Source organism: Pseudomonas sp. NMS19W, assembly GCF_051554255.1.
GTDB lineage: Bacteria > Pseudomonadota > Gammaproteobacteria > Pseudomonadales > Pseudomonadaceae > Aquipseudomonas > Aquipseudomonas kribbensis.
Map to the genome: position 1 here is coordinate 4,389,824 of NZ_CP136718.1, position 15,996 is coordinate 4,405,819.

At 59.6% G+C, this 15,996-nt stretch carries 11 protein-coding genes; 3 read left to right on the plus strand and 8 right to left on the minus strand.

Annotated elements, in window-relative coordinates; genetic code table 11:
- The first annotated feature begins 310 nt into the window (after positions 1 to 310).
- Positions 311 to 1,237: a GGDEF domain-containing protein gene (locus tag R1A29_RS19995; protein ID WP_085710825.1), complete on the plus strand. Its 927-nt coding sequence runs from the start codon at positions 311 to 313 to the stop codon at positions 1,235 to 1,237.
- Between the two features lie 62 nt (positions 1,238 to 1,299).
- Here R1A29_RS19995 and R1A29_RS20000 read toward each other — a convergent pair whose 3' ends face one another.
- Both R1A29_RS20000 and R1A29_RS20005 read right to left on the minus strand, forming a co-directional pair.
- Positions 1,300 to 2,061, minus strand: a complete 762-nt coding sequence (locus R1A29_RS20000) for a TenA family transcriptional regulator (protein ID WP_438299354.1) — start codon at positions 2,059 to 2,061, stop codon at positions 1,300 to 1,302.
- Positions 2,062 to 2,140: 79 nt separating this feature from the next.
- Positions 2,141 to 4,603, minus strand: a complete 2,463-nt coding sequence (locus R1A29_RS20005) for an EAL domain-containing protein (RefSeq protein ID WP_438299355.1) — start codon at positions 4,601 to 4,603, stop codon at positions 2,141 to 2,143.
- A gap of 217 nt (positions 4,604 to 4,820) precedes the next feature.
- On the opposite strand from R1A29_RS20005, the gene R1A29_RS20010 reads away from it, so the two are divergent.
- On the plus strand, positions 4,821 to 8,972 hold the full coding sequence (locus R1A29_RS20010) for a hypothetical protein (RefSeq protein WP_438299356.1): 4,152 nt from the start codon (positions 4,821 to 4,823) through the stop codon (positions 8,970 to 8,972).
- 1 nt (position 8,973) lies between these two features.
- Here the strand turns inward: R1A29_RS20010 and R1A29_RS20015 are convergent, their stop codons facing one another.
- The 5 genes from R1A29_RS20015 to R1A29_RS20035 form a co-directional block, all read right to left on the minus strand.
- Complete coding sequence (locus tag R1A29_RS20015) at positions 8,974 to 10,791, minus strand: ABC transporter ATP-binding protein (protein WP_432217406.1); 1,818 nt, start codon at positions 10,789 to 10,791, stop codon at positions 8,974 to 8,976.
- The gene (locus tag R1A29_RS20020; protein ID WP_085710830.1) at positions 10,784 to 11,419 is read right to left on the minus strand and encodes a DsbA family protein; all 636 of its coding nucleotides are present in this window, start codon (positions 11,417 to 11,419) and stop codon (positions 10,784 to 10,786) included. Before R1A29_RS20020 ends, R1A29_RS20015 begins: the two co-directional genes overlap by 8 nt.
- A 2-nt stretch (positions 11,420 to 11,421) precedes the next feature.
- Positions 11,422 to 12,363: an oxygen-dependent tRNA uridine(34) hydroxylase TrhO gene (gene trhO, locus R1A29_RS20025; protein ID WP_114884678.1), complete on the minus strand. Its 942-nt coding sequence runs from the start codon at positions 12,361 to 12,363 to the stop codon at positions 11,422 to 11,424.
- A 117-nt stretch (positions 12,364 to 12,480) separates the two neighbouring features.
- Positions 12,481 to 12,780, minus strand: coding sequence for a BolA family protein (locus R1A29_RS20030; RefSeq protein WP_065257175.1), 300 nt, complete (start codon positions 12,778 to 12,780; stop codon positions 12,481 to 12,483).
- Positions 12,781 to 12,792: 12 nt separating this feature from the next.
- A complete protein-coding gene (locus R1A29_RS20035; RefSeq protein WP_438299357.1) occupies positions 12,793 to 13,311 on the minus strand; it encodes a DUF2059 domain-containing protein in 519 nt (172 codons plus the stop codon).
- A gap of 193 nt (positions 13,312 to 13,504) precedes the next feature.
- Here R1A29_RS20035 and R1A29_RS20040 point away from each other — a divergent pair, with 193 nt between their 5' ends.
- Positions 13,505 to 14,899, plus strand: a complete 1,395-nt coding sequence (locus tag R1A29_RS20040) for a class II fumarate hydratase (RefSeq protein ID WP_438299358.1) — start codon at positions 13,505 to 13,507, stop codon at positions 14,897 to 14,899.
- Between the two features lie 36 nt (positions 14,900 to 14,935).
- Here R1A29_RS20040 and R1A29_RS20045 read toward each other — a convergent pair whose 3' ends face one another.
- Positions 14,936 to 15,895 carry a DMT family transporter gene (locus tag R1A29_RS20045; RefSeq protein ID WP_438299359.1) on the minus strand — a complete coding sequence of 320 codons (960 nt, stop codon included), beginning with the start codon at positions 15,893 to 15,895 and terminating at the stop codon, positions 14,936 to 14,938.
- Positions 15,896 to 15,996: the final 101 nt, after the last annotated feature.

Sequence of the window (15,996 nt, forward strand, 5' to 3'; positions counted from 1 at the left end):
CGGCTTTGCGCAGGCCCGTTTCAGTCAAATTACCACCACTCGATTTCACGCTATTAATTCAACTCTTTGATTCTCAAAGGTTTTAATAAAACCTGAACTGAGTGGCACGACTTTCGCTCTACATTCCCTCAAAGCACGCCGAGTGAAGGCAGTCGGGCAAGGCCTGATTTCGATAGCTGACTAATCGTCATCGGGCAGACTAAACTTGTGCCAAATGTCCTACGGGACTGATGGATCAGTATGACGCGCAGCCCATAGCCGCTCTCACCCAGCCTGTAAGACAGACTTACTGCTTAGGGGCTCACGCCATATGAAATCACCCTCCCAGACCACTGCAATTGACTTCGACAGTGCCAAATTGCAACGCCTGGGCTTTGGTCAACTGCCTCCGCTGCTGCAGCGACCTGTCAGCCTGGCGCAATTGCGCCAGCAAATGAGCCTGCAACTGCAAACCAGCCTTGAGCCTCAACGCATCCTGGGTCTGTTTTTCCGCGAAGTTCAGCGCCTGGTACCGCTCGACGCCTTGAGCTACGTGCACAGCGGCAGTGACTTGCGCCTGGAGTTCGGTGCCCGCGGTCATCACTCGGCCAGCTACAGCCTCAGCCACGATGGCGAGCACATGGGCGAGCTGGTGTTCCGCCGCAACCAGCGATTCAGCGAGCAGGAACTGGGCAATCTGGAATCGCTTCTGTCATCCCTGCTTTACCCGATGCGCAATGCGCTGCTCTACCGCGTTGCGACGCAGACCGCCCTGCGCGATCCACTGACCGGCGCCGGCAACCGCATCGCCATGGAGCAGACCCTGCAGCGGGAAATCGAGATGTCCCGTCGACACCTGCAACCGCTGTCGTTGCTGATGCTGGACATCGATCATTTCAAACAGGTCAACGACAGCCATGGTCACACGGCCGGCGATGAAGTGCTCAAAGCCGTCGCAGCGTCGATCAAGGACCAGTTGCGCAACGTCGACATGGTGTTTCGTTATGGCGGGGAAGAATTCCTGATCCTGCTGTCCAACACCAGCCGCGAAGCCGCCGCGATGGTCGGCGAACGTCTGCGCTATGCAGCGCAGGCCCAGGACTATTACGCCGATGGCCAGTTGATCGAACTGACCGTGAGCCTCGGCTGCTCGACCCTGCTGCCGGGCGAGTCCGCCGACAGCCTGCTGCGCCGCGCCGACAGCGCGCTGTACGTGGCCAAGCGCGAAGGACGCAATCGCCTGACAATGGCCGGCTGAACCGACTCTGCCAAACAAGAACGGGAGCACATGGGCTCCCGTTTTTCATTGAGGTCGTCGTACTAGCTCTCGACCAGCGCCCGCCGCTCGCGCCCGACCAGCACCCGCTCCGTCAACTCCAACTGCATGCAGCGTTCAAGGAACAGATACATGTAGTCGTAGCTCTTGCACACAGCCTGGCGCAGCTCCGTCTGCAAGGCTTTGCTCGGGTTCATGCCAGCCAGGGTGCAGATGATTTCCAGCGCCTCCCAGGGGTGGGCGTCATCGTACTGGGCGTGCATCTTCAGCCACTTCATCGCCCGCTTGCGATCCTCTTCGGGGAACGCGGCGGCATACACACCGGTCGAGCAGACCAGCGCCGACCACTCCCCGGTCGCGCCTTCGATCGCATAGTTGGTGGCGGCAATGGCCACGATCAACGAATCCGCCGAACTGGTGTGCCAGCACCAGTGACTCAGCGCATGCAGCTCCGGTGGCACTTGCTGGGCCTGCAGGTCTTCCAGGCTTACGCCATGGGCTCGGCTCCAGTTCAACCAGTAATCGGCGTGATTGAGTTCGACGCGGATGTTGCGCATCAGCCAACGCCGCGCCATGTCTTCACCCGGATGACGGGCGAACTTGGTCTTGGTGAGATTCTGCGCCATGTACAACGCGAATTGCTCAACGACAGGCCAGCCCCCGATCAGGTACTGGCGCATGGTCTTGGCGCTGAGCTTGTTATCACGCATGCGCAGGTAAAGTTCATGTTCGACAACCCGGCGTTTGCTCTCGCTGCAGTCCTGGATCAACTGTTGTGCCCAGGCAGGATAACTTGCAGCTTCCATGAGTGGTCCGGTTCGGTTGAATGTGTCGATCACTGTTCGGCTCCTTTTGATTTGTGATTGTAAGGATCGGCAAGAGACTTCAACGGAACGTGCCAGGCGCCTTGAACAACAGCGGCTGCGGTCTGGCGGGCCGACTTTGCAAACTGTCGCAGGTAAACAACTGCGGGCGTTCGATGACATAACCCTGAGCGTAATCAACGCCGATTTCAAGCAATGCCTGCTCGATCTGGGCTGTTTCGACAAACTCCGCAATTGTCTGCTTACCCATGACATGCCCGATGTGGTTGATCACTTCGACCATAGCGCGGTTAATCGGGTCGTCCAGCATATCCTTTACGAAACTCCCGTCGATCTTCAGGAAGTCTACAGGCAAATGTTTCAAATAAGCGAATGAAGACATTCCGGCACAAAAATCATCCAACGAGAAGTAACAACCCAAGCCCTTGAGTTCATTAATAAATCGGATGGCACTGCCAAGATTTGCAATGGCGCTGGTTTCTGTAATTTCAAAACAAATCATTTCAGGAGGAACGGAATAGTTATCAAACTGTTCCCGTAGAAAGTGCAAGAACGCGTCATCTCCGATAGTAATGCCTGAAAGATTAATCGCACACATCGCCAAAGGCCGCTCGCACTCTTCGTTAATACATTGAGCAATGACCTTAAATACATTCTGCACAACCCAGCGATCCAGCGAAGTCATCAAACCATAACGTTCGGCTGCCGGTATGAAACTGTCCGGCAGAATCATCCGCCCTGCCTCGTCATGCAGGCGCAACAGAATTTCGATGTGCCCGCCCGCGCCAGCGGCCACCGAACCCAACGGGGCGATTTCCTGGGCATAGAGACAGAAGCGGTTTTCCTCCAGGGCCATGTGCAGGCGCTGTACCCAAGCCATCTCGCCGAAACGCAGGGACAGTTCCGAATCGTCGGCATGGTAGACCTGCACCCGGTTGCGGCCCTTTTCCTTGGCCATGTAGCAGGCCATGTCCGCCGCCCGCAGCGAGGCCTCGAGGGTGGTCGGGGTTTGCGCGACATGTACCAGGCCTATGCTGACGGTGGTCAGGAACGGCCGCCCCTTCCAGACAAAATGCAGGTTCTGCACCGTCTGACGCAGCCCTTCGGCGATTTTCTCGGCCGCCTCCGGCGCGCAGTTCTCCAGCAGAATGCCGAACTCATCGCCCCCCAGCCGCGCCAGCGTGTCGCCCTCGCGCAGACCGGATTGCAACAACGCACAGATATGCCGCAGCAACTCATCCCCCGCCGCGTGCCCGCAGGTGTCGTTGACCAGTTTGAACTGATCGAGATCGAGGAACATCAGCGCATGTCGCCCGGGCTGGCGGGTCAGATTGTGCAAGGCCTGTTCGAGGCGGTACTCGAACTCGCGACGGTTGGCCAGGCCGGTAAGCGCGTCGTGGGTCGCCTGCCACGACAGATTGGCAATGTATTGCCGCTCCTGGGTCATGTCGTGCAACACCAGCACCGTCCCGCTGACCTTGCCGGCATTGCGGATCGGCGCCCCGACCAGGGTCACCGAGACGGTACTGCCATCCAGCCGCTGGATCAGTTTCGAGTGCTCGCTGCCACCGCTGAGTTGCCCGCTCAGAATGTGTTCGATCAGGGTCAGCCCTTCGGTCTGGGCGTTGTCATCCAGCAGATTGAACAGCGCCGCCAGCGGCAGACCCGCTGCCTGTTCAGCCTTCCAGTGGGTCAAGGCCTCGGCGGCCGGGTTCATGTATTCGATTGCACCGCTCACATCCGTGGTAATGACCCCGTCACCAATCGATTGCAGGGTGATATGGGCCCGGTCCTTTTCCAGTTGCAGGGCTTCGGCAAAGGCATGCCGCTGTTTGAGCAGTTTGCGGGTGCGCAACAGCGCCAGGACAATCAGGCCCAGCGCCGTGGCGAGGTTGGTGAACAGCAGCAGGCGCAGGATTACCCGCGAGCCTTCGCCCAGGGCATCGCTGAACGCCTTGGCGGCGGGTGTCACACCATCGTTGATCGCAAAGATCCGGTCCTTCCAGCGCCGGATATCGGCATCGGTGGCGGCATTGGCCGTGATCCGCCGGTGCATCTCCTGCGCCACGTCATCGAGCTCCACCAGATAGGCGTCGCCCAGCGTCCAGCGGTCGATGGCGGTTTCCAGATAGCTGAAGTGACGAAAATTGAGGTACAGCCAGATCAGGCTGGAGACATCGTCCGGGTGGTTGCCGCCCTTGAGGATGCCTTCGCGCGCCGCTTGCAGGTCGGGTGGTTGCTTGTCCAGGGCCAGACGCAACTGATGGCCGCCCTGAGGCACGGCGATCGCGTTCTGGTATTTGAGGTAAATCGCCTCGTCACGGCTGTCGGCATACAGATTGAGGTAATAGATCGCGTCTTTCTGGCCCTTGGACCAGAGACTCTCCCCCGCCACATACCCGCGAACGGCCGACAGGACGTAAAGACTCACGCCTCCCAGCAAGGCTTGAAACAACACGACGGCGATGAACGGCCAGACGATGCCCAACAACCGTGGCGTTCCGAGAGTCCGCTTTTGTTTCATTGGATTCCTTGCGTGGTCACTGCCTGATCGCCCGTCTCTATCAGACCAACCTCCAAAGACTAGGAGGCGTTCGGGGTTCCGGCAAGCGACGGATCAGCCCTGATTCGGTACAAACGCAGGGTTATACATATGTAACGCCGTACAAGTGGCTGGCGGCGTTTTACTGGCACTCCAGTTCCTCCCTCTCAGGGCAGGAAACGTTCTCTCGGAGTGCTGTATGACATCGACCTCTCTCGCTACAACCGACACACCGGACACCCAGGAGTTTCGTGCCAGACAGGCATTGGGACTTGATCAGGGCCCCGACATCGAAGACCTGGTTCCCGAGCCCGACGCACGGGAAAAGAAAAGCTACAAGGCGCTCGAACGCGCATCGCCTGAACTTGCGCTATCCATGCCTATGCAAATGTACATGGCAAAAATCACCGATACCCGGATCATCGACACCGTAACGACCTTCATGAGCGGCCAGTCCACGTTGATAAAGCATCTGGGCGCCGACATCCTTTCGAACGCGTCAGTCGAGCAACTGCGCGCGTCACCGTCGGTATGGCTGCAGAAAATACTCGACTCGACCCAGGCAACGGCTCTGACCGAGCAACTGTTGAAACAACTCAAGTGGTACGGTGCAAACCCCGGCGAACAGACCCCTGCGTCCATCCGCTACCAACTCTTGTGTAAAGCCATCCGTCTCTATGTGCGCGCACCTTCGGTCGATCACCCGGATGCGCTCGAAGGTTTCAGTTGGCAAGACCCGACACACTGGGGCAAAAGCTACCAGACCCTGCGCAGTGCTTTCGAACAGCATTTGCTGAAAGCTCGGCGCGCTGCCGACAGCAAAGAAGCAATCGTGCTGGCCCACGTGCTGTACATACACGAGGCAAAAGACTTCACCGTGGGCGATATTCCGTCCGATCTTCGCTACAAGAGCTCGATGGTGTGGGTCAATTTCATGCATGGCGTGCTGCTGGCTGACGAACTCGGCCTTGATCGATTGCAGCCGCTTTCCTTTCAACAGCTCGTCAATCTGCCTCTGGAGCGCAGCACCAGCGCTTCAACCGAGGAGCTTGAAAAAATTACGCGCCTGAGACTGGGCCCGGCACTCGACTGGGCAGTCTGCATGGGCATCGTTCAGCCACGAGAGGCATACGACTACACCGGGGAGGAAATCGAACGAGCCATGGCAGCGCTGGAAAGCCAGAGTGAAAGCCTGAACAAGGCTGTGCAATCCCTGGAGCTGCGCCCGCCGGACAGATTGCAGATGGCCAAGCGGATGAAAGACAGTGCTCTGGGCACCCATGTACTGGGGACGGACGGACGCAAACTCCTGCGAGACGATCCGCCGGCCGCTCTGGGTCACAGAGACATGCCGACACTGAAATTGGAAGGGTACGGGTTTCTGGACCTCTATGCTGATGGGCAGTTCGATGATGGCAAACGATGGTTTTTCACCGAGTCCGATGGAAAAACGCGGACCCTCGAAGCGTTTCGCATGGACAAAAACCGGTATTTTTTCTCGGAACGCGAAATAGACGGTACCTATCGGCGGATATTTTCCGGCGGGATCGTCCGCAACCTTTCCGGCAAACCGCTCCCGGATGTCAACGCAGAGTTTGCATCGGCGTTCGACAAGCACCTGACCACCATCAGGTCTGCGTACAAGACCTTGATTCTCAGTTTGTTGGTATCCCTGCCGCAGGCTGATCGCCGGACGCTGGAACAAGGTGATGTAGAGGTGCTGGGACTGCGCGCAAAAAAAACACCAGGCATTCATATAGAACCTCTGGCGAGGAAAGGCTTCGTATTGAAAGTACAACTGGACGGCCAGTTCAGCTATTACGAGGTCATCCCGAGCGCCGGTTTCATTCGTCAGAGAACCGGGCTGAGGTTTTCGACCATAAATGGAGTGTTCACCGAGTTTCCGTTGCATGCGGTCATCCCCGGACAAACCTTTTCAAGCAAACACAGCACGTCGCTACTGCTCGACTGGGATGCTCATGCCAATGGCTCCACCCCTGCCGCTCGGCAGTACTACGTAGGATTCCTCGATGTCGTGGCCCGTGTATCGCGGGACTCGTCCGCTGAAGACGCGGCGGGAACAGGCCTGGAATCCTCCCGACTGGTTGCACTGGCAGACCACATCGCCACCCGTTTTCTTTACGTCGATGAAAAGCATCTGCGCGTTCAGGCCCGCGGTATGACGACCTTCGATATCACCCGGGCAAAAATCCAGAAACGGCTTGCAGTGCTCGAAACAATCGTGAAGAGCTTTGTACCGTTCTGGGGCAGCATGGATGATCTCTCGTCGGAGAAAACCGGGAAAAAAGTCATGGGTGCTCTGGGATTACTCCTCGATCTGGCGTCTTTCCTCTTCCCTGTAGGCAAGTTCATCTCGGGCTCGGTGCGACTGGCCCGGGCCGGTGCCAGCGTCACAGGCATAGTGGTCAAAGCCAGCCTGCCATCTTTCTCGACCCTCTCGCGCAAGCTGATAACTTCCTCACTGAAAAACCTCAACCCGCTGAGTGGCGTCCCGAAACTGGCGAAGTCACTTGCCCTCGGCAGCGGTAAAGGGTTGCTTGCTGCAGGCCGGCTGGGTCTCGGAGGGATCCGCCGACTGACCGGGCAGGTCGACAACTACCGTCTGATCCACAACATGCCACAGGCCATAGACCCCGGACGCTGGAAACCACTGACCCACGGCGATCAAATGGCAAGCATCAAAGGCGTAGACGACATCCTGATACGCAACACCAGTCCGACAGACCTGAGTCGATTCCACCTTGTCGATCCTGCCACGTCTCTGCCCTATGGCCCGCGTTTGAGCAACAACCCTGGAAACCTGATCCACGGCCAATCCACCTTCAAGTCCTTGCCACCCTCTGAATCCCACGTGCTCGCCGAGATCCCGGAAAGCGCCCACATTCGTGAAGTGCTGGAGGTCGATGGTCGAACCACGTTGTTGATTGATGACATCCCTTATCGGCTGGACGGCGACCAATTGCGCCGCGCCGACCTGATCGATGAAACGTCGATGTTCAAATCCATACCTTGCCGGGTGCGACGAGCACCGGGTAGCGATGTTTGCAAAACGAGCTATGTCACCCGGGCACCAGCGCCGACGCCTCTTCCGAACAGTCAAGACACAAGCAAGGGATGGGCGCCTTGGTTCGGCGATACCCTTTACACGCCGGCCATCTCATCTCGACCATTACTGACAAGCGCCATCAAGACCTACAAACAACTCAATGCATCATTGGAGTTTCAAAAGGGGATCTATGCGCGCATCAAGGTTCGCCTGCCCTACGATCGCTCAAAAAAGTTCGATACGCTTGAAGTCGGAGCGATCATCGTTCCAGCGAAAGATGACTCGAAACACTATGTATTCACCCGCCTCAATGCCGGGGATTTTTACGTCGCCGAACGCTTGCCCGGACAGGCTCTTGCCGATCCTCTGGTTTTACGCAAGGCACAAACCCTGCCTGTAGAACTGGCGGAGGAACTGAAGACGGTTTATACCGGGTCGCTCAATGCCAACAACACGGCACGGATCCACACGGTTCCAGAGGTAGAGCGCGCCTTGAAAACCATGGAGGACATCGCCATTCCACTCGGCACGAACGCCAATCCGCCTGCCGGCATGAAATGGCTGAAGGTGGACACCAGCCCCGGTGAAGCACTGATGTTCGACCACACGACGCGAATGATCGTGGCCAAGCGCGCCGAAGGTGCTACCACGTGGGCACGAAGCAAGGACGCTCCAGAGGCTTTACGGCAGCGAACAGCGGAAATTTTCGACACCCTGTTTCTCTCACCGACGATCAAGCCACCCTCTGCCAACGCGTCACTGCGCATCGAAGACACAATGCAAAGACTTCAACATCTACTGAGCCGATTTGACCGTACAGACAATGCTCGCAACATTGCCTATGCCGAAGTCATCACCGCAAAAGGCGTGCGAGAAGTTTACGTCAGTGTTTCCGGCGCTCATGGCACAACCAAACACCTGCCCCTGTTTCGGCACCTGGGCGCCAATCATGTAAAGATCGGCGACACGACTTACATCAACGTCGACTTCAACCTGGTTGTTGGCAAGACAAACCTGGAGCTGACCGATAAAGGGCGCCTGGCAGCCGTCCCGCTGACTATCAAGAACATCGATACCTACACACCCACACTGGCGGCCCGACCTACCTCTCTGGACAGCGAAAGCAAGCTGATACGCGTGATTCGCGAGAAATACACCGATCCACTTGAGCTGAAATCGGTGGACGTCGCTACCACGATGCCGCCCTGCGAATCGTGCTCACTGGTCATGAAGGAATTTGGTCATAGAGGTGAAGCCGATGCTTTGCAGGTTCTATGGAAATGACCTACATCCGCTGCAAATGCCCATAAAGCTTGGCGTACAACCCACCATCGGCAATCAGTTGCTGATGGTCGCCATCCTCGGCAACCTGCCCACCGTCAAACACCAGCACCCGGTCCGCCTGCTTCACCGCTGACAAGCGGTGGGCAATGATCAGCGTGGTGCGGCCATGGAGGAACCGCGCCATGGCCTGGTGCAGGTTGTATTCGGTGGCGGCGTCGAGAGCCGAGGTGGCTTCGTCGAGGATCACCACTTTCGGCTCGGCGAGGATCATCCGCGCAATCGCCAACCGTTGCCGCTGGCCGCCGGACAGGCGCACGCCGGAGCGGCCGACGATGCTGTCCAGGCCGTCCGGCAAAGCGCGGATGGCGGGTTCGAGCTGGGCGATTTCCAGCGCCTGCCAGCAGGCTTCGTCACTGCGGGTACGGCCCATGGTCAGGTTGGCGCGCACGGTGTCGTTGAACAGCGCCGGATGCTGCAGCACCACCGCGACGTTTTCCCGAACTGTTTCCAGACCGATTTCCTGCTGGGTCGAGCCGCCGAAACGAATCGTCCCGGCCAGTGGCGTGTAGAGCCCCAGCAGCAATTGCACGAGGGTACTTTTGCCGCCGCCGCTGGCACCGACAATCGCCACTTTCTCGCCTGGTGCGATGGACAGGTTCATCTGATCCAGCACCAGTTCATCGCCATAACCGAAGCTCAGGCCTTGCACCTCGATCCCGACGGTATCGCGGCCCTTGAACGGATCGACGCCGCCGGGGTATTGCGGCTCGTCGGCGCGGGCCAGCAGTTCGTTGATCCGCGACAGCGCACCGCCCGCCGCGTAATAAGCGTATTGCAGATTCAACAGCTGCTCGACCGGGCCGATCATGAACCACAGGTAGCTGAACACCGCGAGCATCTGCCCGATGGACAGGTCGGAGAACAGCACCGTGAGCATCGCCGCCGCGCGGAAGATGTCGATGCCGAACTGGAACAGCAGGCCACTGGCGCGGTTCGAGGCATCGGTCTTCCACTGCGAGTTGACCGCATAGTTGCGCACTTCCTGGGCCCGCAGCCCCAGCCGTCCGAGAAAGTAGCCCTGACGGTTGCCGGCCCGCACTTCCTGAATCGAGTCGAGGGTTTCGCTCAAGGCCTGGGTAAACCGCGAGGTGCTGTCGTTCTCCAGTTTCTTCAGGTGCTTGACCCGCTTGCCCAACTGCACCGTGGCGTAGATCACCAGCGGATTGAACAGCAGAATCAGCAGCGCCAGTTTCCAGTGCATCCACATCAGGATGCTGGCGGTGCCAACCAGCGTCAGCATCGCCACCAGGAAACGGCTGAGGGTTTCGCCGACAAACTTGTCGAGGGTGTCGAGGTCGGTGACCAGGTGCGTGGTGACCGTGCCGCTGCCCAGGCTTTCGTATTCGCCCAAGGAGATCCGTTTCAGACGCTCGATCAGCCGCACGCGAATGCGATAGACGATGTCCTTGGCCAGCCGCGCAAACAACCGCGCCTGCAACACGCCAAAACACAGGGCACTGCAACGCAGGGTCAGGGTCACCACCAGCATCAGGCCGATGTAGCCCGCCGCTTGCTGCCACATCGAGGGCAGCACATGGTTCATGACTTTCAGTGCGGCATCGCCATGGCCGAGCAGGACTTCGTCTACCAGCAACGGCAACAGCAACGGGATCGGCACGCTGCACAGCGTCGCCAATACAGCCACGCCGTTGGCGATCCACAGGGATTTTTTGTGATGAAGTGCCAGACGCCGGACTTCAGCCCAGCTCAGCCGGTCGACACGCTTGACGGCTGGCGTGTCATCGGCCGGGTCAGACACAGGCGGCGCGCTCCAGCCATCGGCCGAGCAACGGTGACAGTTCACTGAGCGGCTGGTAGCCGTTGGTCAGCAACGCCAGTTGGCCGTTGCGTTCGGCGAGCAGGGTCGGGAATCCGGCGATGCCCAGATCCTGAACCCAGTTGAAATCGGCCAGTGTGGCCTCGTGCTGATCAGCACGATCGAACAACGCAGCAAATTCAATACGCGGCACACCGGCCTTTTCGGCCAGTTCCACCAGCACGTCGGCGCGGGTGACATCGCGGCCCTCGACGTAGAACGCGTGCTGGATCAGCCCCAGCAACGTCCATGCACAATCCGGTGCCAGAGAACGCGCCGTGACGATGGCCCGGCAGGCGGGCTCGGTGTCATAGACAAAGCCTTCGGGCAACGCACCTTCGAACTTGAACGGCTGGCCGGTGGCTTCGGCGACTGCCTGCCAGTGTTCGAAGATATAGCGCCGGGTCGTCGGTTCCAGCGCCGCGCCGCTGCCGGTACGCAACCCGCCAACCACCAGGTGCAGCTCCACCCCGGCTGCCTGCGCCTGCTCCACCAATGCCTTGGCGACCGGGGCAAATCCCCAGCACCAGGAACACATCGGATCCATCACATAAAGCAGGCGTGCAGACATGATTAAGCCTCGGAGGATGCTTGCTTATAGTTGTAGCCGATCGGGTGCGGCATGTTGCGCGCTTTTGCCAGTTCGATCTGTTTCTGGCGGTCGATGGCGCTGCGGCGGGTCTTCTCGCTCAGGGTGTTCCAGCAGTGCGGGCAGCTGATGCCGGCCACGTAATGCTCGGAGGCGCGGTCCTCGACGCTGACCGGTGTACGGCAGGCGTGACACTGATCGTAGTCGCCTTCGCTCAGGTCATGGCGCACGGTCACGCGGTTGTCGAAAACGAAGCAGTCGCCCTGCCATTTGGTCTCTTCCTGCGGCACCTCTTCGAGGTACTTCAGGATGCCGCCCTTGAGGTGGTAAACCTCTTCGAAACCTTCGCCGAGCATGTAGCTCGAGGCCTTTTCGCAGCGGATGCCACCGGTGCAGAACATCGCGACCTTCTTGTGCACGGCCGGGTCGAAGTGTTCTTTGATGTAGTCGGGGAATTCGCGAAAACTGGTGGTTTTCGGATCGATGGCGCCTTCGAAGGTGCCGATCGACACTTCGTAATCGTTGCGGGTGTCGATCAGCAGCACTTCCGGATCGCTGATCAGCGCGTTCCAGTCCTGCGGCTCGACGTAGGTGCCGACCTTCTTGTTCGGGTCGACGCCTTCGACGCCCAGGGTCACGATCTCTTTCTTGAGCTTGACCTTGGTGCGGTAGAACGGCTGCTCGTCGCAGTACGATTCCTTGTGATCGATGTCGACCATGCGCGGATCGTTGCGCAGCCAGGCCAGCAGGCCATCGATGCCTTCACGGCTGCCGGAAACCGTGCCGTTGATGCCTTCTTCGGCGATCAGCAGGGTGCCTTTGATGCCGTTGTCGACCATCGCTTGCAGCAGGGGCTCGCGCAGGTTGACGTAATCTTCGAGGGTGACGAACTTGTACAGTGCCGCCACGACAATCGGTTGTGTCATGGGTGTTTCTCCAGGTGGCTACCCTCGTAAAGGGTGAACCGGATGCGAAAAAAAACGCGCCGGGTGAGCGGCGCGTTGCGGATTCTAGCAAAAAACCTCAGTTCATTGCTGCAAGGCTCAATGCTTGCTGCCGCCGGCACAGGTCGGCGACGCCGGAGCGGCGCCCACTTCTGCCCATTCCTGCGGGGTGTAGGTGTGCAGCGCCAACGCATGGAACTCGCCCATCAGCTCGCCGAGCGTGCCGTAGACTTTCTGGTGGCGCTTGACCCGGTTCAGGCCTTCGAACTGCGCACTGACCACCACTGCCTTGAAGTGGGTCTGCAACCCGCGACTGTGCATGTGGCTTTCGTCCAGCACTTGCAGATGCTCAGGCTGAAGCAGCGCCAGCGTCGATTCGATGCGTTGTTGCATGGTCATCACGAACTCCGCTTACTTCTTCTTGGCCGGAGCCGCGCCTTTCGGTGCCAGCTCGTTGGTCATGTCGTCCAGCAGCTTGTTGACCACAGGAACGGCAGGTTCCAGTTTGGCCTGGGTCATCTGGGCCGATTGCTGGGTCAGCTGCGGCATTTTTTCCAGGACTTTCTTGCCCAGTGGCGACTGGTAGAACGCGACCAGGTCTTTGAGTTCCTGCTCACTGAAGGTGCTGGTGTAGAGCTTGACCATGTCCGGTTTCAGCTTGTTCCAGCCAATGGCCTGGTCCAGGGCGGCGTTGGCCTTGGCCTGGTAGGTATCCAGTACGGCTTTCTTGGATTCCGGAGCCTTGGTCTGTTCAAAACGCTGGGCGAACATCTGCTGCACTTGCATGTACACCGGAGTGCCCAGCTTGTCAGCATGCGCCAGGGTCAGGAAAGCTTCGGCACTGGCGTTGTGGCTGGCGGTATCGGCAAACACCTGGCCGCTGGCGCAAACCAGGGCAACCGCGGTGCAGATGGCACGAAGACGAGTCATCGAGTTTCCTTTTCAGCTAGGCGAGGTAAAACCCCAAGGGCGACCATTCTGCGCCTGAATAACGCTGCGGCTCAACCCCCGGGCCTTGCCGCGCTTGATTGGCGGGGATTTGCCGGTCAACAATCGAATGGAGGGAACCACCCGGGCCGACACCGGCCTAAACTGCGCAAACAGACCAACAGGAGTGTGCACGATGAGCCGTATCGAAACCGACAGCCTGGGCCAGATCGAAGTCCCGGACGACGCTTACTGGGGCGCTCAGACGCAACGCTCGCTGATCAACTTCGCCATCGGTCAGGAACGCATGCCATTGCCGGTCCTGCACGCCCTGGCCCTGATCAAGAAAGCCGCCGCCCGGGTCAACGACCGCAACGGCGACCTGCCCGCCGACATCGCCCGCCTGATCGAACAGGCCGCCGACGAAGTGCTCGACGGCCAGCATGACGACCAGTTCCCGCTGGTGGTCTGGCAGACCGGCAGCGGCACCCAGAGCAACATGAACGCCAACGAAGTGATTGCCGGCCGCGCCAACGAACTGGCCGGCAACCCCCGCGGCGGCAAGACGCCGGTGCACCCGAACGATCACGTCAACCGCTCGCAGAGCTCCAACGACTGCTTCCCCACCGCCATGAGCATCGCCACCGCGCAAGCGGTGCAGACCCAACTGCTGCCGGCCATCGCCGAACTGTCCGGTGGCCTGGCCGAGCTGTCGGCGCGGCACATGAAACTGGTGAAGACCGGTCGCACTCACATGATGGATGCCACGCCGATCACCTTCGGCCAGGAACTCTCCGGTTTCATAGCGCAGCTGGATTACGCCGAACGGGCGATCCGCGCTGCATTGCCGGCGGTCTGCGAGCTGGCTCAGGGCGGCACCGCCGTCGGCACCGGGCTCAATTCGCCCCACGGTTTCGGCGAAGCGATTGCGGCTGAACTGGCCGCGCTTTCGGGTCTGCCGTTTGTCACCGCGCCGAACAAGTTCGCCGCCCTCGCCGGCCATGAGCCACTGACCACGCTGTCCGGCGCCCTTAAAACCCTCGCCGTGGCCCTGATGAAAATCGCCAACGACCTGCGCCTACTGGGCTCCGGCCCTCGCGCAGGTTTTGCCGAAGTGAAATTGCCGGCCAACGAGCCGGGCAGTTCGATCATGCCCGGCAAGGTCAACCCGACCCAGTGCGAGGCGCTGTCGATGCTGGCCTGTCAGGTGCTGGGCAACGACGTGGCGATCGGTTTCGCCGCCAGTCAGGGTCACTTGCAGTTGAACGTGTTCAAACCGGTGATCATCCACAACCTGCTGCAATCGATCCGCCTGCTGGCCGATGGCTGCAGCAACTTCCAGCAGCACTGCATCGCCGGGCTTGAGCCGGATGCCGAAGTCATGGCGAACCATCTGGAGCGCGGTCTGATGCTGGTGACGGCGCTGAACCCGCACATCGGCTACGACAAATCGGCGGAAATCGCCAAGAAGGCCTACGGCGAAGGCAAAACCTTGCGCGAGGCAGCGCTGGAGTTGGGCTATCTGACCGATGAAGAGTTCGATGCCTGGGTGCGCCCGGAAAACATGATCGAGGCCGGCGCCAAGGGCTGAGTCATCCCGATCCTTCCCGTGCCCGACGCGGGAAGGTCATCCGACCAACAGTTTCGCCCGCCGGGCCTTGAGCCCGGCAATCAGCGAAGGCCCCAACGCCACCAGCGCCGATCCCAGCACCACCAGCACCGCCCCGCCATAACCCAACCCGTTGATCTGCTCGGCATGCACGTAGTCCGGCCAGGTCCATGCGGCAATCGCAACGGCACCGAAGGTCACCAGCGGAGTGATCGCCAGCGTCGCACTGACCCGTGAAGCCTCCCAGTGCGCCAGCGCCTCGGCAAACGCGCCATAGGCGATCAGGGTGTTCATGCAGCACGCCAGCAGCAGCCAACCCTGCAACGGGCTCAACTCCAGCGCTTCCAGCGGATGAACCCACGGCGTCAGCAGCAAGGCGCAGAACAGGTAGATCACCATCATCACCTGCAGCGAATTCCACACCGTCAGCAATTGCTTCTGGCCCAGCGCATAAAAGGTCCAGACCGTCGACGCCAGCAGCACCAGCAACACGCCGGCGGTGTAATCGGATAAAGACGTGAGCAATTCCGCCAGACGCTGATTGAAAAACAGCGCAAAGCCGATCAACAACACCGCCAGGCCCATGCCCTGACCAATGCTGAAGCGTTCCTTGAACACGAACAGACTGGCGATCAGCAACATGATCGGCCCCATCTGCACCACCAGTTGCGCAGTGCCGGGGCTGAGCAGGTTCAGGCCCATCAGGTACAGCACGTAGTTGCCCACCAGACCGAGCACCGCCATCAGCACCAGCCAACCGCCCTTCGGCCCGAGTACCTTGCGACTCGGCAACCGTTTGGTCGCCGCCAGATAAATGAACAGGCAGCCGCCAGACACCGTCAGGCGAAACCAGGTCACCGTGATCGGGTCCATCACCTGCAGCACCTGTTTGAGCTTGATCGGCAGGATTCCCCACAAGAACGCGGTCAACAAGGCCAGGAGCATGCCGTACACCCAGCGACCCGATGAAACGTGCATGAGAACCCCGAAAGCCAATGACAGGAGCGCTCATTCTAGGCTCAGCGGCAAGCGCGACACAGGGACAGTTGCGCTCAAGCCGCAAATGAAACTGTGCAGGT

What these genes read in the sequence shown, in the direction of transcription:
- R1A29_RS20045 (WP_438299359.1), bottom strand. Translation starts at nt 15,895, where the DNA reads ATGCACGTTTCATCGGGTCGCTGGGTGTACGGCATGCTCCTGGCCTTG.
- R1A29_RS20020 (WP_085710830.1), bottom strand. Translation starts at nt 11,419, where the DNA reads ATGTCTGCACGCCTGCTTTATGTGATGGATCCGATGTGTTCCTGGTGC.
- R1A29_RS20000 (WP_438299354.1), bottom strand. Translation starts at nt 2,061, where the DNA reads ATGGAAGCTGCAAGTTATCCTGCCTGGGCACAACAGTTGATCCAGGAC.
- R1A29_RS20040 (WP_438299358.1), top strand. Translation starts at nt 13,505, where the DNA reads ATGAGCCGTATCGAAACCGACAGCCTGGGCCAGATCGAAGTCCCGGAC.
- R1A29_RS20030 (WP_065257175.1), bottom strand. Translation starts at nt 12,780, where the DNA reads ATGACCATGCAACAACGCATCGAATCGACGCTGGCGCTGCTTCAGCCT.
- R1A29_RS20005 (WP_438299355.1), bottom strand. Translation starts at nt 4,603, where the DNA reads ATGAAACAAAAGCGGACTCTCGGAACGCCACGGTTGTTGGGCATCGTC.
- R1A29_RS20010 (WP_438299356.1), top strand. Translation starts at nt 4,821, where the DNA reads ATGACATCGACCTCTCTCGCTACAACCGACACACCGGACACCCAGGAG.
- R1A29_RS19995 (WP_085710825.1), top strand. Translation starts at nt 311, where the DNA reads ATGAAATCACCCTCCCAGACCACTGCAATTGACTTCGACAGTGCCAAA.
- trhO (WP_114884678.1), bottom strand. Translation starts at nt 12,363, where the DNA reads ATGACACAACCGATTGTCGTGGCGGCACTGTACAAGTTCGTCACCCTC.
- R1A29_RS20035 (WP_438299357.1), bottom strand. Translation starts at nt 13,311, where the DNA reads ATGACTCGTCTTCGTGCCATCTGCACCGCGGTTGCCCTGGTTTGCGCC.